Genomic DNA, 18,639 nt, shown 5'->3' on the forward strand with positions numbered 1-18,639 from the left:
GGTACGGAGGGGGCCCGCCCGGGCGGCCCGGCGGACCGTCTCAGGAGTCCGGCGCGGTGTCGTGCGCCACGAACCTGAGCTCCGAGGTGTACCGGCGGCCCTGGTCGTCGGTGAGCCAGGTCTGTTCCGGCGTCGGCAGCATCTCGGTGATCGTGACGGCGGCCTCCGGGTCCGTCCGGGCCAGGCGGCGCAGGGCCTTGGCGAGGATGGTGACGTAGACGGGGCTGTCGAAGTCGACGTAGAAGGGCCGCGACTCGGTCGGGGAGACGACGAACACGTAGCGGGGCAGGCCCAGCGCGGTGCGCCAGCGGCGGGCCCGGACGAAGCGCCGGGCCTCGTCCTTCTCGTCGGCGAACCGCGCGCCCGCCGCGGACGGCCGCCAGGTCTCCCGGGCGATCACCAGCCGGTCGACGGTCACGCGCGGGGTGTGGTCCGCCTCCGGCAGGACGCGGACGAGGTCCATCGCCAGGGTGGTCAGGACGTGTGAGAACACGTCGACCGCCGGGAACCGCGAGCCGTCCGGGAGCCGTACGACGAGCTCGCCGCCGTGTTCCTCGACCGTCGCGTCGGCGGAGCGCACGACCCGGGTGCGGGCCGGGTCGGCGGTGAGGTCGGTCAGGGCGACCTGGGTGTCCTCGGGGCGTACCAGCGTGTGGCGGACGCGCGTCGACAGGCGGGCCCGGTGCTCCTTGGGGATCAGCGGCATCAGGCGGGGGCCCGGGTGGTCGCGGTCGGTCAGCCGGAGCAGCTCGGACACGTCGGGGTGCTGGTGGGTGAACAGGGACGCGCCCAGGGTGTTGGAGGCGACGTGGAGTTCGCCGAGCACGGCGGTGAGGTCGCCGCGTGCCACCGCCTCCGCCCCGTCGGCGGCGATCATCAGGTCGGGGCTCAGGTACCGGGCCGCGGTCCAGCCGCCTGCCGTGTCGCCGAACTCCGCGCGCACGGCCGCCTCGACGTCCGCCGACCGCACGGTCACCCGGCGGGCGTCCGCGGGCGGCGCCAGGACGCGCTGCCAGCGCGTGGCGAACTCCCGCTGGAGCCCGGCGGCGGTGGCGCGCGCGGGGCCGTGCAGCACCGGCAGGCACCCGAACCAGAACGACGCCAGGTCGACCGGGCCCTCGGCGGCGAGCCGGTCGTACACGCGGCGGGTCTCGGCCGTGACCGCCGCGGCGAGCCGGGAGGTCAGCCATCCTGCGCTGTCCATCAGCAGCCGCAGCGGTCGCAGCGCGTCGAGGACGGCCGGGCCGAGCCGGACGGTGGCGGACCGGCGGGTGTCGGAGTAGACCAGCGCCCGGCAGGGCGCCGTCGACGAGGACTTCTCGCGCACGGCGGCCGTGGCCGTGAGAGCGGTGAACTCCTGTTCGAGCGCCGCCATCGCCTCGACGAGCGCGTCGGCGTCGCGGGCCGCCGCGACCCGGGCACGGCCCCGTTCCAGCCGGTCCAGTGCGGCCAGGCCCCGCTCGCGCGGCCCGGCCGCTCCGACGGAGTCCAGCCAGGCCCGCAGGGCCCGGTCCGGGTGGGTGCCGGCGGGGACCTCCAGACGCCACACCACCCAGCGGCGGGCCACCAGGTCGGCCAGCACGGCGGGCACGTCGGTGCCGGGCAGTTCGCCGGCGATGCTCCGGGCGGGCCGGACGCCGTCGCAGCGGGCGAGGACGGCCGCCGCCTCGGCGGAGACGGCGACCGGGCGCCGGCCCGGCATCCGGACCAGGTCCCCGTCGAGGGCGACGAAGGGGACGCGGCGCGGGGCGATCCACTCCCGCAGGCCGGGGTCGGCGTCGAGGGTCCGCGCCAGCGCGTCGATGCCCCAGCTCGCCCAGTACACCGTCGACGTCTCGGTGAGCCCCCGGCCGGTGTCGACGGCGAGACCGCGCACGGCCGGGTCCCAGCGGCCCCAGCCGACCGGGCCGAAGAAGCCGATGGTGTCGTTCTTCACGCAGAACCGCTGCCAGTAGTGCGCGACCAGTTCCTCACGCTGGCGGGGCATGCTGCTGCGCTTGTCCCTGCCCGGGGTCCAGCGCAGGAACGGCGCGATGCCGGAGGCGAGCACCGGCCGGTTCTGCCAGGCCACCGCCTCGCGGAAGGCCGGCGTGCGGGCGATGTCCTGGAGGGTGTGCGCGGTCTCGACGGCCGCGCCCGCGAAGAGCCGGGAGAAGTCCTCCCAGCGGTCGCCGTCGAGGGCGTCGTCGGCGGCGAACTTGTCGGCGGCCTGCGCCAGTCCGGCGGGGGCCAGGCGCAGCACGCCGTCGGCGGGGAAGCCGGGCCCGCGCAGGGCGAACTGCTCCCACAGCCGCCAGCGGCCGAGGGACGGCACGAGGTCTTCGGTCATGGCACGGCTCTCCTTGGGTGGCGCGGGTGGACGGTGCGGGCCGGCGCGGGCCGGTCAGGCGGTGCCGTGGTCCGCGTCGACGACCTCGGCCAGTTCCCGCGGCGTGGGGTAGGCGAAGACCAGCGAGACGGGGACGTCGGCGCCGAGGAGTTCCTGCAGGCGGCCGGTGATCTGGAAGGCGGTGAGCGAGTCGCCGCCCGCCTCGTAGAAGTCGGTCTCGGCGGTCAGCTCGGGCAGGCGCAGCACGTCCTGGAAGATGCCGACGAGCAGGTCGACCGTGGCGGTGGGGGCGATGGTCGCGGCGGTGGTGGCGTTCGGGGTCATGTCCGTTGCTCCTCAGTAGATCTGACGGGTGTTCAGAAGGTGCCGGGGGTGAGGTCGTGGTGCAGGGCGTGCAGCCGGGCGGGGGTGTTGCCGCCCGAGACGACGGCCACGGCCCGTTCGCGGCGGCCGGCGCGCAGGGCGCCGGCCAGGGCGACCGCGCCACTGGGTTCGGCGTCGACGCCGTGGCGGTGCAGCAGGGCCGCCGCGGCGAGGATCTCCGCGTCGCCGACGGCGATCAGCTCGTCGACGCGGTCGCGGACGATCGGATAGGGGACGGCTCCGGGGCGCTGGCCGCGCAGACCGTCGGCGACCGTGGTGCCGGGCGGCAGCTGGACGGGGCGGCCGGCGGCCAGGGAGCGGGCGTACCGGGCGGTGGTGGACGGCTCCACGCCGACCACCCGGACGGGACGGTGCAGGGCCGCGAGGCAGACGCCCGCGAGGAGTCCGCCGCCGCCCGTGGGCACGTAGACGGTCTCGGTGCCGGGAGCGTCGGCCAGCAGCTCGGTGCCGACCGTGCCCGCCCCGGCGACCACGAGCGGGTGGTCGGACGACGGGACGAGGACGGCGTCCAGCTCCGCCGCCAGCGCCCGGGCCCGCTCCTCGCGCTCGGCCACTCCCCCGCCCACCTGCTCGGTCGCGGCGCCGAGGGCGCGGATCGCGGCGGCCTTCGCCGGAGCCGCTCCCGCCGCGAGGACGACGGTGAGCCGGATGCCCAGCGAGCGCGCCAGCCGGGCCAGCGCGATGGCGTGGTTCCCGGAGGAGCCGGCGACGACCCGGTCGGCGCCCAGGGCGAGGACGGCGTTGGCGGCGCCGCGCATCTTGAACGAGCCGCCGTGCTGGAGGTGTTCGGCCTTCAGCAGCAGTCCGGGGCCCAGTGCGCTGGTCGCCGGTCCCGGCAGCAGGGGCGTGCGGACGACGTACCGGGCGATGCGGGCGGCGGCCGTGCGCACGTCGGCGATGCCGGGCGCCCGGCCGGCGGTGCCGGGCAGCGGCTCGGCACCGGTCACGGAGCCGCACGCACCGGGCTGCGGCTCGGCGCCGGTCACCCGGCCGGGGACCTCTCGGGGTCCGGCGGTGGCCGGCCGCGGGTCCGTCGCGGTGTGCCGCAGGCCGAGGGCGGTCACAGGGTGCTCCCCGCGGCCAGGAGCCGGCGGTCGGCCTTGCCGCCGCGGGTGGTGGGCAGGGTGTCCAGGCGCAGGAAGCGGCGCGGCATCAGGTGCGGCGGCAGCGACCGGGCGAGGTGGCCGCGCAGCTCGGCGTCCGTGGTGCCGGACAGGTCGCCGGTGAGGTGGGCCAGCAGATGCACGCGCCCCCGGTCGTCGGTGTGCGCCGTCACCACCGCCCCGGTGACACCCGGGTGGGCCAGCAGGCAGCCCTCGACCTCGGCCGGGTCCACGCGGTAGCCGCGGATCTTGACCTGCCGGTCGGTGCGGCCGGCGTAGCGCAGGCCGCCGGGCCCCCACCAGCCGAGGTCGCCCGTGCGGTACAGGCGGGCGCCGGGCGGGCCGTAGGGGTCGGGCACGAAGCACTCGGCGGTGCGGGCCGGGCGCCCGCCGTAGCCGCGGGCCACGCCCACTCCCCCGATGTACACCTCGCCGACCGTGCCGTCGGCGACCGGGGCCAGGTCCGCGTCCAGCACGCGGACCACGGTCCCGGCGCGGGGCGTGCCCACCAGGTCGGCGGAGGGGTCCGGCGGGACGGGCACGCTGTGCCGGGTGGTGGTCATCGTGCACTCGGTCGGGCCGTACTGGTTGACGAGCCGGCCGGGCACCAGCGTGCGTCCCCCGGCGGCGAGGAACGGCCGCAGGGACTCGCCGCTGGAGGCGACCAGGGTGACACCGGCCAGCGGATCGGTGAGCCCCGGCTGGGCCGCCAGGTGGGACAGGAAGGAGGGCGTGACGCTGAGCAGGGCCGTCACCCGGTGCTCGCGGACGGTGCGGGCGAACTCCTCGGGGCGCAGCAGCCGGGCGCGGTCCACGATCACCAGGCGGCCTCCGGCCAGCAGCGGTGCGAAGGTGTCCCGGATCGAGGCGTCGTAGCCGAGCGGTGCCGTCTGGAGGGCCACCGTGTCCGGGCCGAGCCCGAACGCCCCGGCGGTGTCCCGCAGGTAGGCGTCGAGGGCCCGGTGCTCGACCAGGACGGCGCTGGGCCGGCCGGTGCTGCCGGAGGTGTGGCTGACGTACGCGAGCGCACGCGGGTCGACCGGCCGCGGCGGCGGGCCCTCCGCGGCCCCGGGCCCGTCCAGCAGGACCGCCGGGACACCCAGGTCGAGTGCGGGGGCCAGGTCCGCGCGGGTCAGCAGCAGGCGGGCGCCGGCGCTGCGGACGAAGCCGCGCAGCCGGTCGCGGGGCTGGCCCACGTCCAGGGTGAGGAAGGCGGCGCCGCAGCGCAGCACCGCGGCCATGGCCGCGATGGCGTCCGTGCCGTGCTCGACGGCCACGGCGCAGACCGTCTCCGCACCGGCGCCGTGCGCGCGCAGCAGGCGGGCGATCTCCTCGATCCGGGCGGCGAGCCGGCCGTACGTCACCTCGCCCGCCGGGGTGCTGAGCGCGACGCGGTCGGGGTGCCGGGCGGCGTGTGCGGCGATGTCGTCGGCGATCGTGCGCATCACGCGTCCCCCTCGCCGGTGACGGTCTGGTCGACGGCGACGAAACGGAGCTCGCTGGTGTAGCGGCGCCCCTCGTCGTCGGTGAGCCACGCCTGCTCGGGGGTGGGCAGCATCTCGCTGACCTTGAGCCGGGCGTCCGGGTCCTTGCGGGCGAGCCGGCGGGCCGCCTTGGCGAGGATGGTGACGTAGACGGGGCTGTCGAAGTCGACGTAGAAGGGCCGGGGTTCGGTCGGCGAGACCACGAACACGAAGCGCGGCAGCTCGTGCCGGCGCTGCCAGTGCCGGGCGCGGACGAAGCGGGCGGCCTCCGCCTTGTCGTCGGCGAAGTCGACCTCCGACACGGGCAGGTGCCAGGTCTCGCGGGCGAGGGTCAGGCGGTCGACGGTGATCCGCGGGGTGTGCGCGCCCTCCGGGCGGAGGGTGAAGCGGTCCATGACGCGCTGGGTGAGGGTGTTGGCGTAGACGTCGAGCAGGTCGTACCCGGTGCCGTCGGGCAGGACCGCGGTCAGCCGGCCGGCCCGGTCCTCGACCGTGACGTCGGCGCCGAGCAGCGTGCGCGGGCGGTGCGGGTCGCCGGTCTGGTCGACCAGGGCCACGTAGTGGTCCTCGGGCCGGTCCAGCGAGGGCCTGCTGCGGGTGGACCACTTCAGGGGCAGCTCCTTGGGCAGCATGGGCAGCAGGCGGGAGCCGGGGAAGTCGCGGGTGGTCTCGGCGAGCAGCGCGTCCCGGTCCGGATGCTGGTGCACGAACAGGGAGGCGCCCATCGTGTTCAGCGCGCAGTGCATCTCCCCGAGGACGAGCCGCACGTCGCCCCGGGCGAGGGCGACCTCGTCGTCGGCGATCACCAGCACGTCGGGGCTGATGTACCGGGCCAGCGACCAGCCGTCGCCGGGCTCGTCGAACTCCCGGCGCACCCGCTCGGCGAGGTCGGCCGCGGTCAGCCGGACCCGGCGCACGCCGGCCGGGAGGTCCAGGACGCGGGCCCACTTGGCGCGCAGTTCGGCCTGCACGGCGTCGATCAGGTCGCCGGCGTCGGGGTGCGGCGAGGGCAGGGTGTGCAGCCACAGCGTGCCCAGGTCCACCGGTTCACCGGAGGCGCGCAGCCGGTCGTAGACGGTGCGCAGGCGGACGCGGACGGCGTCGGCGAAGCGGTTCGTCATCCAGCGGGCGGCCGTCAGGCACAGCTGCAGCGGCTCCAGGTGGGCCAGCAGCCCGGCGCCGGCCGTGGCGGTCGCCGCGCGCCGGGCGTCGGAGTAGACCAGTCCCCGGCAGGGCGCGGTGCGTTCGCCCTTGGCCCGCTGGGCCTCGCTGTCGGTGAGCGCGGCGAAGTCGGCCTCCAGGGCGCCGATCGCGGCGGTCAGCGCGGCGGCGTCGGTGCCGGCGGCGCGTACGGCGTCCCGGCCGCGTTCGAGCACGGCGAGCCGGTCGAGGGCCCGGGTGCGGGCGGCCTCGTCGGGGACGCGTTCGAGGATGCGGCGCAGCGCGCGGTCGGGATGGGTGGCGGCGGGCACCTCCAGGCGCCACTGCACCCAGCGCCGGGACACCAGCTCACCGACGGCACGGACCACTTCGTCCCTGTCCATGCCGAGCTCGGCGGCGATGGCGTCCGGGTGCCGGGTGCCGTCGCACAGTTTCAGCACGGCCAGCTCGGTCGCGCCGATCCGCTGGGCGGGCCGTCCGGGGACGTGGACCGCGCCGTCGGCGCAGCGCACGAAGGACACCCGGCGCGGCGGGATCCAGCGCATCAGCGCGGGGTCCTGGGCGAGGACCTTGGCGAGGGCGTCGACGGCCCAGCCGGAGAAGTACACCTCGTGCGCGGCGAGGAAGCCCCGCCCGGGGTCCACGACGACGGCTCCCGGCGCGGACACGTCCCAGCGGCCCCAGCCGACCGGGCCGAAGAAGCCGATGGTGTCGTTCTTCACGCAGAACCGCTGCCAGTAGTGCGCGACCAGTTCCTCGCGCTGGCGGGGCATGCTGCTGCGGCTGTCCGTGCCCGGGGTCCAGCGCAGGAACGGTGCGATGCCGGTGCGCAGGACGGCGGGGTTCTGCCAGGCGAGGGCCGCCTGGAAGCGGGGCTGGGCGGCGATCTGCTGCAGGTGCCGGGCGGTGTGGACGGCGGCCGTGGCGAGGTCGTCGGCGAAGGCCTGCCATTCGGGCCCCGCCAGCTCGTCGCCGGGACCGAACTTGTCGGCGGCCTCGGCGAGTCCGGGCGGGGCCAGGCGCAGCACGCCGTCGGCGGGGAAGCCGGGGCCGCGCAGCGCGAACTGCTCCCACAGCCGCCAGCCTCCGCCCGGCAGCAGGACAGGTGCGTGCTCGTCCGACATCGCGTGCTCCTTCCGAAACGGGGGGTGCGCGGGGATCGCGCGGCTCGGCCGGGCGGCGGGCGCCGCCGGGGTGCCGGGCGTCCCGCGACCGGAGAGCACGGTCCCGCGCGGCGGCCTCCCGTCACCAGAGAAGATCCGGCAGCAACGCGTGCCCCGGGTCCGGCGCGTTCGGCCCTGACCGGGGCGGGCGGCGGCGGGCACGCTGACCTCGCCGGTTCTGACCTGCGGGCCGGCCCCATCACCTGCGGGAGGTTCACCGTGACGCAATCAGACTTCGCGACCGGCACGGGCGGCGAGGAGGTCCGCCCGGACACCGAGGAGGTGTACCTCGTGGTGCGCAACGACGAGGAGCAGTACTCGATCTGGCGGGCGGACCGCGAACCGCCGGCCGGCTGGCACGCCGAGGGCCGGCGGGGCACCCGGCAGGAGTGCCTGGACCACATCGACGCCGTCTGGACGGACATGCGCCCGCTCAGCCTGCGCCGCCGGCCGGCCGGGGCCGATGTCTGAGTCCCGCCCGGGTCCGCTGCTCGCGCGGCCGGCGCACGCCCCGCCGTCGGCGGCGCCGCCGGGCCGGCTGTGCCCGGCCGTCCTGGACCTGTCCGGACCGGGCTCCGGCACCCCTGACCCGGGCCCGCGGGTGCCGCACCGGCCGGTGGAGCTGTACCTGGCGGAGGTGGGGCGGCAGGACCGCCTCGCCCTGCGGCGCGCGCGGGAGCTGCTGGACGCCGAGGAACGGGCGCGGGCCGCCGCGTTCCACCGGCCCCGGGACCGCGACGCGTACGTGGTGGCGCACGCGTCCCTGCGCGGCGTGCTGAGCCGGCTGCTGGGCGTCCCCGCCGACGCGCTGCCGCTGGTGCGCGAGCCGTGCGCGGGCTGCGGGGGCCCGCACGGCCGGCCCGCGCTGCGCACCTCCGGGGTGCACTTCTCGCTGTCGCACAGCGGGGACCTGGTGATGGTGGCGCTCGCCCCGACCCCGGTGGGTGTGGACGTGGAGGGGCTGGCCACCGCCCAGGCGGTGCTCGGCGCGCAGTCCGCGCTGCACGCGGCGGAGGCGGACGAGCTGGCGCGGCTGCCCGCGCACGAGCGCCCGGCGGCGTTCACCCGGACCTGGGTCCGCAAGGAGGCCTACCTCAAGGGCCTGGGGACCGGGCTGGTGCGCGATCCGGCGCTGGACTACGTCGGCACCGGCCCGCTGCCGGCCGCTCCGGCACCGGAGTGGACGCTGCGGGACGTCCTCGTCCCGGCGGGGTACGCGGCGGCGGTGGCCCTGCGCACGCGGTGAGGGCGCAGCGCGAGGAGAGCGGGGACCGGCCGGACGGCCGGTCCCCGCTCTCCTTCGGTGTGTCCGGGGCGGGCGCCTGCGCCCGCCCCTTCCTCGTACGGCCCCCGCACCGCGTCGGCGCCGCCCGCCGGGCCGGGCCGGGTCAGACCAGGCCGGGCCGGGCCGGGTCAGACCAGGCCGTGGCGGACCGCCTGGGCGACCGCGTGCGCCCGGTTGCGGGCCTGGAGGCGGGCCATGACCTCGTAGACGACGTTCTTCACGGTGTGTGCCGAGCAGTTCAGCAGCCGGGCGATGTCCGCGTTGGCGTGTCCGTCGGCCATGAGGCGCAGGACGGCGGTCTGGCGTGCCGTCAGGACCGGCGGCCCGCCGCGGCCGCCCGGTTCCCCGCCGGGCGGCGGGCCGCTGGTGAGCAGGTGCGACAGTTCCGGGTAGGGGATGCACGGGTGCGGGTGCCCGGCGCGCCGGACGCCCGCCGCCAGGCTCTCCGGTGTGAGGTCCCCGCTGCGCAGGACGACCGCGCCCGCGCGCAGGGCGCGCAGCAGGCCGGTCCGGCCGACGGTGTCGCACACGAGCAGCAGCGGCCCGGTGTCGCGCGGGCCGCGCAGGGCCCGTTCGGCGTCCTGTGCGACGACCACGGTGACGGTCCCCGCGGTCGTGTGCCCGTCGGTGCAGCTCAGGCCCGCGCGGCGGGCGAGGGCCCGCACCCGGTGCGCACCGTGCGCGGGCAGCACCCGCAGGGTCGCGGGGGCGCGGGACACGGCGGGGGCGGCGGGCGAGGCGGGCGCGGGGGGCGCGGCCGTGAGGGGAGCCGTCACAGCAGGCCCGCCCGGAGGGCGTAGGCGACCGCGTGTGCGCGGTTGCGCAGCCGGAAACGCTGGGTGATGTCGTGCACGACGGTCGTCACGGTCCGCGGCGAGTAGGCGAGGCGCTGGGCGATCTCCGCGGTCTCGTGCCCGTCGGCGACCAGGCGCAGCACGGACCGCTCCCGGTCCGACAGCGTGCCTCCGGCCCAGCCGCCGCTGCCGTGCCGGGCGTCGGCCGGGCTGTCCAGGACCTCTTCCAGCAGGTCCGTCGGCAGGGTGCAGTCGTCCTGGGCGGCGGCCAGCACGGCGTGGCCGAGGCGGGATGCGTCGGCCTCGCGGCGCAGCAGCAGGCCGCGGGCGCCGGCCGCGAGGGCGTGCAGGGCGTCGCCGGAGGCGAGGGCGCCGGCCACCAGGACGACCGCGGGGCGCTGCCGGTGGGCGCGGGTCAGGCGCACCGTGTCGAGCTCGGCCGGGCCCAGCCGGTCCACGGTCAGTACGGCGACCCGGGCGTCGGCGGGCTCGCACAGGGTCAGTTCCGGGCAGGCGAGGAGGGTGCTGCGGGTGCCGGCCTCCAGTACGGGGTCGAGGGCGACCACACCGACGGGTACGGGTGCTCCCATCTGCTGCTCCTTGGAAGGTCGTTCGCCCGGTGGTGAGCACGGCGGGCGGTCTGGGGGTTCTGCACGACACCGTGCGCCCGCCGGCCGTGCCGCGGCATCGGTAGTCGGTCCCCACCTTTTGCGCGCCCGCCCGCCGGGGCGGGCGGCCGGTTTCCCGCCGTCCCGCACACGGGGCCCGCCCGGGGCCCGCCCGGGGCGCGGCCCGGCGGACGGACGCCCGTACCGGGCAGGCGTGCGGGCGGGCCCCCGCGGGTTGCGGGGCGGGCCGCCGCGGGAGGTGGGGGTTCACCCGTACGCCGACCGGTCCGCCCCCCTTCCGGGAGACGGCCGGGCCATGCCGCTGACGTGCGCTTCTCCCCGGTGCGCGGCCTTCCCGGAGCGGGCATTCCCCACCTGGGGGGCGGGTCCGCAGGAATATGGGGGTCACTTCCCCATGTGGGGGTCGCGGGCGTCTGCCACCTTCGTTGTCGTGACTGAGACCGCCAGCCTCCCGGCCTCCCGGAGCGCCGGCCCGCCGCTCGCGTGGTGGGCCCCGGCGCTGTCCCTCGCGGAACGGCTCGCCGCCCCCGGCCTGCCGGCGGCGTCCGCCCGTTCCGCCGCCTCCGGGCGCGCTCCCTGGACCGCCGGGGACCCCGAGGGCTTCGCCCTGCGACTGGCCCACCTGGGCGTGGACGGGGCGACCGCGGCGGCGCTCGCGGCGGAACCGGCCGAGCTGCTCGCCGCCCGCGCGGCCGAGCCCCGCTGGGCCGGGTACGTCGAGGCGGCCCTGGCCGCCGCCCCCGAGACCGTGCGGGAGCTCACCACGGACGGGGAGGGCCCCGACGCCTTCGCCGGCGTCGTACGGCCGTTCGTCGTACCGGCCGCGGAGCGGCTGGCCCACCGCATGGCGGACGTTCCCGCCGCCGAACAGGCCGTGTGGCAGGAGGCGTTCGAGCGGCGGCTGACCGGCCAGCTCGTCCAGCAGGCCGCGCGTACGCTGGTCCACGAGCTCGCCCTCGCCCGGCGCGCCCGGCGGCTCGCCGGGGCGGGACCGCGCGAGCGGTTCGCCTCGTTCGCCGCCGCCACCGGCACCCGGCGGGGCCTTACCGAACTCGTCGCCGCCTACCCGGTGCTGGCCCGGATGCTCGGCCAGACCGCGCTGGACGCGGCGGACGCGGCGGCGGAGCTGGTGGCGCGGTTCCAGGCCGACCGGGACGACCTGGTCGCCGGGCTCCTCGACGGGCGCGAGCCCGGCGCCCTGACCGGGGTGGACCTCGGTCTCGGGGACGCCCACCAGGGCAACCGGGCGGTCGCCGTCCTGCGTTTCGCCGGCGGGGACCGGATCGTCCACAAGCCCCGCCCGCTCGACCAGCACGCCCTGCTCGACGACCTGGTGGCCTGGCTGAACGCCGAGGTGCCCGGCCTGGCGCTGCGCACCCCGCGCAGCCTGCGCCGGCCGGGGTACGGATGGCTGGAGTTCGTGGAGCACCGCTGGTGCCGGTCGGTGGCCGAGACCGACGCCTTCTACCGGCGCCAGGGCGCGCTGCTGGCCCTGCTGTACGCGGTGGACGGCGCCGACATGCACTACGAGAACGTCATCGCCTGCGGCGACCAGCCCGTCCTGGTGGACGCCGAGACCCTGCTGCACACCGGGCTGCCGCAGCCCATGACGGCCGGCACCGACCCGGCCGCGGACGCCCTGCACGCCTCCGTGCACCGCACCTGCCTGCTGCCGCACCTGCTGATCGGCGAACACGGCGCGCTGGACATCTCCGCACTCGGCCGGTCCGCGGAAGGCACCTTCCCCAGCGAGGGCCTGCGCTGGGAGGACAGCGGCCGGGACACCATGCGGGCCGTACGGGCCCCGCTGCTCAGCCCCGCCGCGCAGAACCAGCCCCGCCCCGCCGGGGCGGCCCTCGACGGGGCCGACCACCGGGCGGCTCTGCTGGAGGGGTTCCGCACCGCCTACGCGGCGCTCGCCGCGCACGGCCGCGCACTGCTCGCCCCGGCGGCACCGCTCGCGTCGCACGCCGACGGCGAGGCCCGGCTCATCGTCCGCTCGACCCGCCTGTACGCCACGCTGCTGGAGGAGTCCGCCCACCCGTCCCTGCTCGGGGACGCGCTCGCCCGGGAGGGCGTGTTCGCGGTGCTGTGGACCGAGTCCGAGCACGACGAGGCACGCCGGCGGCTCGCCGAGCACGAGACGGCGGACCTGTGGCGCGGCGACGTGCCGCTGTTCGTGCACCGGCCGTCCGGTACAGGGGTCCGGACGGCCGACGGCACGTGGCTGCCGGAGGTGCTGCCGGTGGCGAGCCTCACCGCCGTCCGCGACAAGCTCGCCCGGATGGACGAGGTCGACTGCCACGACCAGGAGTGGATCGTCTCGGCCACGCTGGCGGCGCGGGGGGCCGGTTCGCCCCTGGCACGGCGGTCCGAACTCGCCCCGGCCCCGGTCCCGGAGGTCGTGCCCGACGCCTCGCGGCTGCTGGCCGCCGCGTGCGGGATCGCCGACGAGATCGCCGCCCGGGCCGTACGCGCCGGCGGCCGGACCAACTGGCTGGGCCTGGAGCAGGTCTCGGGGCCGCACTGGGCGGTGCTGCCGATGGGCGCCGGGCTGGGACAGGGCTACTGCGGCGTGGCGTTGTTCCTCGCCCAGACGGACGCGCTGACGGGTGCCGGGCGGTACGCCGCGCTGGCCCGGGAGGCGGTCCTGCCGCTGCCCGCCCTGATGAAGGCACTGGCCGCCGATCCCGAACTGAGCGCGGCGGCCGGACCCGGCGCCTACGACGGGCTCGCCGGCATCGTCTACGCGCTCCCGAGGCTGTCCGCGCTGCTCGGTGAGGACCTGACGGGCTGTCTGCCGGACGCCCTCACCGCGCTCGGGCACGCCGTCGCGGCCTGCCCGGACCCGGGGCTGGCCGGGGGCAGGGCCGGCGCGCTGGCCGCCGCGGTCGCCGTGCACGAGGCGACCGGGGCGCCCGAGGCCCTGCGGCTGGCGGACACCGTGGCGGACCTGCTGCTGGTGACGGCGTGCGGGCCGGACCTCTCCGGGACGGCGGATCACGGCGCGGGCACCATCGGCGCGCACGCGGCCCCGGAGCGGAACCACGGTTTCGCCCACGGCGCGGCCGGGATCGGCTGGGCGCTGCGGCGCTACGCCGGCCGCCGCCCGGAGCGCGCCTCGGCGCACGCGAGTGCCGCCGACGCCCTGCTGCGCGCCGCGGTCCGGGACGCGCGGGACGCGCACGCGGACCCCTCCTGGGCCTCCGGGTTCGCCGGCGTGGCGGCCGCCGCGCCCTCGTTCGCCGGCGCGCTGTCGGCCCGGCTGGCGGACGTCGGGGTGGACCCCGGCCTGAGCCTCGGGCAGGGCACGCTCGGCACGCTGGAGGCGCTGGCCGAGCTCGCCGAACGGGGCGACGCGGCCTCCGCCGGGACGCTGACCCGGCGCAGCGGACAGGTGCTCGCGCTCGTCGAGGCACAGGGCCACCGCTGCGCCACCCCCGACCACGTGCCCTCCCCCGGGCTGCTGACCGGGCTGTCCGGCATCGGCTACGGACTGCTCCGCCTGGCCCACCCCACGACCGTCCCGTCCGTCCTGCTCCTGGGACAGCCGGGCCACTGACCGATCACGCTCCTCGGCTCCTCAGCACCACGGCAGTTCCTCCACCTCCCACCCGTGCCCACCGCACGGACGCCAGAAGGAGATCACCGTCATGGACAAGAACCTCGCCACCACCGCCGCCGACGCCACCGAGACCGCCGCCGCCGAGGAGCAGGACGCCGCGGGCGGGATCACGCTCAAGGGCCGCAACCGCGCCTGCGCCCGCGCCCGCGTCCTCGCCGGCATGGTGCTGACCAGCGGCATCGTCATCACGCTCAGCACCCTCGACACCTCCGTCTCCGCACCGCGGTGACCGGGGGCCGATCCTGGCAGCGGTGAGGGCGCGGGCCAGCTGGACGCGGCCCGCGCCGCCGTGTCCGCACCGGCCGCACCGGGCCGCGCGGCGGCGCCGGCGGAGTTCCCCGTCCGTGCGGCCTGCCGCGGGCGGCGATGTTCCGATTACTATCTGCGCTCATGCGTTCCCATGCGGCTTCCCTGGTCGGACGGGGCTCCCAACTGGCCCTGCTCGAACGTGCCCTGGCCGACGCGCGACAGGGCCGCGGCGGCGTCGTCTTCCTCGTGGGGGAGGCGGGCGTCGGCAAGTCGCGGGTCGCGGCGGAGGCCGTCGGCGGGGCGCTGGGCGCCGGCATGCGAGTGTTGCGGGGCCGCAGCAGCACCACCGGACCGGCCGTGCCGTTCCGGCCGCTGACCGAGGCCCTGATGTCGCTGTTCCGCGGCGGCGAACCCATGGACGACCTGGCCCTCGGCCCCTACCGGCCGGTGCTGGGCCGGCTGATCCCCGAGTGGAACACCGGGGAACGGGACAGCAGTTCCATGGTGATCCTGGGCGAGGCGGTGCTGCGCCTGCTCATCGCCGCCGGGCGCGGGCAGGGCCAGTTGCTGCTGCTGGAGGACCTCCACGACGCCGACCCGGAGACGCTCGGCGTCCTCGAATACCTCGTCGACAACCTCGAGTACACGCCCGTCCTGCTGCTGGCCACGGTCCGGACGGACTTCAGCGACGCCCTCGACCTCGCGCAGTCCGCCCGCCGCCGCGGCGCCGCCACCCTGCTGGAACTGCCGCCGCTCACCCGGCCCCAGGCGTACGAGACGATCGCGGCCCAACTCGGCGCCGCAGGCCCGGACGAGGTGCCCGCGGCGGTGCTGGAGCGGTTGTGGGAGGACAGTTCGGGCAGCCCGTACCTGATCGAGGAACTGCTGCAGTCGATGATCGGGGCCGGCACGCTGGTGCAGGGCCCGGAGGGCTGGCGGGCCGTCGGCGACCTGCGCAGTGACGTTTCGTCCACGCTGGCGCGCGGCATTCTGCGCCGGATCGACCGGCTGGGCGTGCAGGGCCTGACCCTGCTCTCGGCCGCCGCCGTGCTCGGCCGCCGCTTCCCGCTCACTGTCCTGCAGCGGATGACCGGCATCGACGACCGGGCCCTGCTCAGCCATCTGCACGCCGGCGTGGCCGCGCGGCTGGTGGTGCCCGACGAACCGGCCCCCGACTGGTACTCCTTCCGGCACTCGCTCACCGTGGAGGCCCTGTTCACGCAGATGACCCCGGGCCGGCGCGCGGACCTGGCCCGGCGGGGCGCGGAGGCGGTCGAGGAACTGCACCCCGGCCTGCCCGGCGACTGGTGCGCGCTCGCCGCCGGGCTGCGCAGCGCGGCCGGCGACACGGTCCGGGCCGGCCTGCTGTTCGCGGACGCCGGCGGGCGGGCGCTGGCGGCCGGGGCGCTCGGCTCCGCCGTGACCCTGCTCAGCCGGGCCGAGGGCCTGCTGGCCGACGCGGGCGACCCGCAGGCGCGGGCCGCGGTGCTGGAGAACCTGCTGCCGGCCCTGGCCGAGGCCGGCGACTTCTCCCGCGCCCTCGACCTGGCCGAGGACCTGCACGCGCTGGACGGTTCGGGACTGAGCCCCGCCCGGCTCGCCACGCTGCACACCCGGCTGGCCAAGGTCGCCCACACGGCGGGCCGGTGGAGCGACGGCAACCGGCAGACGGCCCGCGCGCGCGAGGTGCTGGCCACCGCCCCGGACGAGCCGGCCACCGCGGCCGTCGACGTCACCGCCGCCTACCTGGCCCTCGACACGCCGGGGCCCGACCGCACCCAGCACGCCGAGAAACTCGCCCGGTCCGCCGCCGACACCGCCGAACGCTACGGGCTGCCGGTCGTCGCCTGCCAGGCCCTCGAACTCCTCGCGACCGTGGCCCGCAAGCGGGACCCGGAGGAGTCGGAGGCGATGCTCGGGCAGGCCCTCGCCACGGCGGAACGCCACCGCCTGCCCCTGCAGCGCATGTACGCGGCCACCCGGCTCGGCGGCAACGCCTGGCTCGCCGACGGCGACACCTCGGGTCTGCTCGCGGCCCGGGAGGAGGCGCTGCGGCTCGGCTCGGTGAACATCGTGCACACGGTGGACGGCATCCTCGTCCTGGACGCGGTGCTGCGCGGTCACGACGAGACCGCCCGGTCGGCCGCCGCCGAGTGCCTGGCCGTCGTACGGCGGCTGCGCCTCGCGCCCGCCGTGCGGTACGTCCTGATGGCCCAGGCCGTCCTGGCGGCCCACCACGCCGACCGGACCGGGATGGAGCGGGCGCTCGCGGCGTTCGCCGAGTGGGACGGCGCCGGTTCGCAGGAGGAACCGCTCGGCCGCGGGCTGGCCCGCGTCTTCTGCGCGCTGCTGGAGGAGGACCGCGAACTCGCCCGCGGCGAGCTGCGGAAGGTGCTGGAGCTGGAGGCGGGCAACCCCTCCACCTACCACCTCAGCGGCACCCACGGCCTGGGGCTGCTGCTGGACGTGCTCGCCGGGGACGCGGACCGGGCCCGGCACGAGGAGATCACGGCCACCGCGGTCGCCCGGATGCGCTGGAACCGCCAGTTCGTGCTGCTCGCCGACGCCGTCCTGCTGGGCCGCGAGGGGGCGGGCGAGCGGGCGGCCGCCGCGGTGGAGTCCGCGCTGGCGGTGGCCGAACCGTACCCGCTGGCCCGGCACCTCGGACTGCGGCTGGTGGCGGACGCGGCGCACCAGGACGGCTGGGGGGATCCGGTGGGCTGGCTGCGGCAGGCGGAGCACTACTTCCACGACCGGGACGTGCAGGCCGTCACGGGCGCCTGCCGGGCCGGGCTGCGCCGGCTCGGCGCCTCCGTGCACCAGCACCGCACCGGCACCAGCGGCATCCCCGACGGGCTGCGTGCCCAGGGCGTGACGGTGCGGGAGTTCGAGGTGTTCCGGCTGCTCGCGGAGCGGCTGAGCAACAAGGACATCGCCGACCGGCTGTTCATCTCGCCGCGCACGGCGGAGAAGCACATCGCGAGCCTGATCACGAAGACGGGGGCGGCCAACCGCACGGACCTGTGCGCACGGTCGGCCGCCCTGCGGGACGCCTGAGGTCTGTCGTTCGGATCCTGCCGGGCTGGTCGGGACGAAGGGCCCCGGCCCGTCGTCCCGGCGGCACACGCCCCTACCTCATCTCGCGCACCGGGCGGGAGCCGAGCACCGCCAGGCCGGTGAGCGCGAGCACCGCGGCCACCACCCCGAACAGGGCGAGCGGGCCGACGCGGGCCAGCGTGCCGCACACGATCAGGGACAGCGGGGCCGCCGCGTAGCCGAGGACCATGTCGACCGACACCACCCGGCCGAGCACGTCCTGGGGGATGTTCCGCTGGATCCAGCTGAGCCCGAACACGCCCTGGAACCCGATGGCGAAGCCCATCGCGAGCACCGTCGCCACGACGGCCGGGGTGCTGTGGGCGAGGCCGAGCACGGCCATCCCGGCGGCCAGCCAGCCGGCCAGGGCGGCCACCAGCAGCCCGACCCGGGGCCGGCCGCCGAGGGCGCCGCCCGCCAGCGTGCCGAGCATGGCGCCGCCGGCGAGGGAGCCGTTCAGCACCCCCAGCGTGGTGGAACCGCCGCGCAGCACCTGGGAGGCGAGGGTGGCGAAGCCGACCGTGAAGGGCCCGGCGTAACAGAAGTTGACGGCGGTGTCGAGGGCGACGACCGTGCGGAGCCGGGGGTCGCGCAGGGTGAAGGTGACGCCCTCGCGGATCCGGGCGGCCAGGGACGCCTGCGGTGGCGCCGCGGCGGCCTCCTCCCGGCCGGCCGGGCGGGGCCGGGTGCGGATGCGCGCCACGCACCAGCCGCACAGGGCGAAGCAGACGGCGTCGACCAGGAAGGCCACCGGTGCCCGGGTCAGGGCGATGACCAGGCCGCCGACGGCCGGTCCGACGACGGCCGCGGTCCTCGACCCCGCGCCCAGCAGGGCGTTGGCCGGGGTGAGCAGGCTCTCGTCCACCACGGACGGCAGGATGGACACGCGGGCCGGCTGGAAGAAGGCGTCGACGGCGCCGAACGCGGCGGCCGCCGCGCACAGCATCCACACCGTCAGGTGCCCGGTCAGGCCGGCCACGCCGACCCCGGTCATCAGCCCGGCCCGGGTCCAGCTGGAGGCGATCATCAGGGTCCGGGTGGAAAGCGAGTCGCCGAGGGTGCCGCCGACCAGGGTGAGCAGGGCCCGCGGTACGGCCTGGAAGGCCAGGACGTAGCCGAGGGCGAGGGTCGATCCGGTCAGGCCCAGGGTGATCCACGAGAAGGCGACGACGCTGAAGCCGTCGCCGAGCAGGGACAGCGACTGGCCCAGCCAGAGGAGCCGGAAGGGCCGGTGCCGGGCGGGTGCCCACAGCCGCGGACCGGCTGCGGCGAGGGTGGTGGCCATGGTGTGCCTTTCGTCGTGCGGACGCGTCCGGGGTCCGTCGTACGGACGCGTC

General features: G+C 77.2%; 13 protein-coding genes. 5 read left to right on the forward strand and 8 right to left on the reverse strand.

Annotated features, from left to right (window positions below):
• Positions 1 to 40: 40 nt before the first annotated feature.
• From AQJ66_RS26210 to AQJ66_RS26230, 5 genes are read right to left on the reverse strand one after another with little or no spacing between them, the layout of a single operon-like run.
• On the reverse strand, positions 41 to 2,329 hold the full coding sequence (locus tag AQJ66_RS26210) for a lantibiotic dehydratase (RefSeq protein ID WP_061926932.1): 2,289 nt from the start codon (positions 2,327 to 2,329) through the stop codon (positions 41 to 43).
• A gap of 54 nt (positions 2,330 to 2,383) precedes the next feature.
• Entirely contained in the window at positions 2,384 to 2,653 is a 270-nt protein-coding gene (locus tag AQJ66_RS26215) for an acyl carrier protein (RefSeq protein ID WP_061926934.1), read from the reverse strand.
• 32 nt (positions 2,654 to 2,685) lie between these two features.
• Positions 2,686 to 3,777, reverse strand: coding sequence for a threonine ammonia-lyase (locus tag AQJ66_RS26220; RefSeq protein WP_244162943.1), 1,092 nt, complete (start codon positions 3,775 to 3,777; stop codon positions 2,686 to 2,688).
• Entirely contained in the window at positions 3,774 to 5,261 is a 1,488-nt protein-coding gene (locus tag AQJ66_RS26225; RefSeq protein WP_061926936.1) for an amino acid adenylation domain-containing protein, read from the reverse strand. Before AQJ66_RS26225 ends, AQJ66_RS26220 begins: the two co-directional genes overlap by 4 nt.
• Positions 5,261 to 7,585: a lantibiotic dehydratase gene (locus tag AQJ66_RS26230; protein ID WP_061926938.1), complete on the reverse strand. Its 2,325-nt coding sequence runs from the start codon at positions 7,583 to 7,585 to the stop codon at positions 5,261 to 5,263. Before AQJ66_RS26230 ends, AQJ66_RS26225 begins: the two co-directional genes overlap by 1 nt.
• Before the next feature lie 258 nt (positions 7,586 to 7,843).
• On the opposite strand from AQJ66_RS26230, the gene AQJ66_RS26235 reads away from it, so the two are divergent.
• Both AQJ66_RS26235 and AQJ66_RS26240 read left to right on the forward strand, forming a co-directional pair.
• Positions 7,844 to 8,095, forward strand: coding sequence for an MbtH family protein (locus tag AQJ66_RS26235; RefSeq protein ID WP_061926940.1), 252 nt, complete (start codon positions 7,844 to 7,846; stop codon positions 8,093 to 8,095).
• On the forward strand, positions 8,088 to 8,870 hold the full coding sequence (locus AQJ66_RS26240; RefSeq protein ID WP_063804090.1) for a 4'-phosphopantetheinyl transferase family protein: 783 nt from the start codon (positions 8,088 to 8,090) through the stop codon (positions 8,868 to 8,870). The genes AQJ66_RS26235 and AQJ66_RS26240 overlap by 8 nt, the downstream gene beginning before the upstream one ends.
• 167 nt (positions 8,871 to 9,037) lie before the next feature.
• Here AQJ66_RS26240 and AQJ66_RS40695 read toward each other — a convergent pair whose 3' ends face one another.
• Both AQJ66_RS40695 and AQJ66_RS26250 read right to left on the reverse strand, forming a co-directional pair.
• A complete protein-coding gene (locus tag AQJ66_RS40695) occupies positions 9,038 to 9,685 on the reverse strand; it encodes a helix-turn-helix transcriptional regulator (RefSeq protein WP_061926942.1) in 648 nt (215 codons plus the stop codon).
• The gene (locus tag AQJ66_RS26250) at positions 9,682 to 10,293 is read right to left on the reverse strand and encodes a helix-turn-helix transcriptional regulator (protein WP_061926944.1); all 612 of its coding nucleotides are present in this window, start codon (positions 10,291 to 10,293) and stop codon (positions 9,682 to 9,684) included. The genes AQJ66_RS40695 and AQJ66_RS26250 overlap by 4 nt, the downstream gene beginning before the upstream one ends.
• 469 nt (positions 10,294 to 10,762) lie before the next feature.
• Between AQJ66_RS26250 and AQJ66_RS26255 the strand changes: the two genes are divergently transcribed.
• The 3 genes from AQJ66_RS26255 to AQJ66_RS26265 all read left to right on the forward strand — a co-directional run bounded on the left by AQJ66_RS26255 (position 10,763) and on the right by AQJ66_RS26265 (position 17,263).
• On the forward strand, positions 10,763 to 13,894 hold the full coding sequence (locus AQJ66_RS26255; RefSeq protein ID WP_061926946.1) for a type 2 lanthipeptide synthetase LanM family protein: 3,132 nt from the start codon (positions 10,763 to 10,765) through the stop codon (positions 13,892 to 13,894).
• A 91-nt stretch (positions 13,895 to 13,985) separates the two neighbouring features.
• The gene (locus AQJ66_RS26260) at positions 13,986 to 14,186 is read left to right on the forward strand and encodes a hypothetical protein (protein WP_061926948.1); all 201 of its coding nucleotides are present in this window, start codon (positions 13,986 to 13,988) and stop codon (positions 14,184 to 14,186) included.
• Positions 14,187 to 14,347: 161 nt separating this feature from the next.
• A complete protein-coding gene (locus AQJ66_RS26265) occupies positions 14,348 to 17,263 on the forward strand; it encodes a helix-turn-helix transcriptional regulator (protein ID WP_079060433.1) in 2,916 nt (971 codons plus the stop codon).
• A 73-nt stretch (positions 17,264 to 17,336) separates the two neighbouring features.
• Here the strand turns inward: AQJ66_RS26265 and AQJ66_RS26270 are convergent, their stop codons facing one another.
• The gene (locus AQJ66_RS26270; protein ID WP_061926950.1) at positions 17,337 to 18,587 is read right to left on the reverse strand and encodes an MFS transporter; all 1,251 of its coding nucleotides are present in this window, start codon (positions 18,585 to 18,587) and stop codon (positions 17,337 to 17,339) included.
• Positions 18,588 to 18,639 lie beyond the last annotated feature (52 nt).

It is taken from the genome of Streptomyces bungoensis (assembly GCF_001514215.1).
GTDB lineage: Bacteria > Actinomycetota > Actinomycetes > Streptomycetales > Streptomycetaceae > Streptomyces > Streptomyces bungoensis.

Excerpts from the sequence above, each read along its gene's own strand:
- AQJ66_RS26250 (WP_061926944.1), bottom strand. The coding sequence starts at position 10,293 with ATGGGAGCACCCGTACCCGTCGGTGTGGTCGCCCTCGACCCCGTACTG.
- AQJ66_RS26210 (WP_061926932.1), bottom strand. The coding sequence starts at position 2,329 with ATGACCGAAGACCTCGTGCCGTCCCTCGGCCGCTGGCGGCTGTGGGAG.
- AQJ66_RS26240 (WP_063804090.1), top strand. The coding sequence starts at position 8,088 with ATGTCTGAGTCCCGCCCGGGTCCGCTGCTCGCGCGGCCGGCGCACGCC.
- AQJ66_RS26230 (WP_061926938.1), bottom strand. The coding sequence starts at position 7,585 with ATGTCGGACGAGCACGCACCTGTCCTGCTGCCGGGCGGAGGCTGGCGG.
- AQJ66_RS26265 (WP_079060433.1), top strand. The coding sequence starts at position 14,348 with ATGCGTTCCCATGCGGCTTCCCTGGTCGGACGGGGCTCCCAACTGGCC.
- AQJ66_RS26215 (WP_061926934.1), bottom strand. The coding sequence starts at position 2,653 with ATGACCCCGAACGCCACCACCGCCGCGACCATCGCCCCCACCGCCACG.
- AQJ66_RS26270 (WP_061926950.1), bottom strand. The coding sequence starts at position 18,587 with ATGGCCACCACCCTCGCCGCAGCCGGTCCGCGGCTGTGGGCACCCGCC.
- AQJ66_RS26260 (WP_061926948.1), top strand. The coding sequence starts at position 13,986 with ATGGACAAGAACCTCGCCACCACCGCCGCCGACGCCACCGAGACCGCC.
- AQJ66_RS26225 (WP_061926936.1), bottom strand. The coding sequence starts at position 5,261 with ATGCGCACGATCGCCGACGACATCGCCGCACACGCCGCCCGGCACCCC.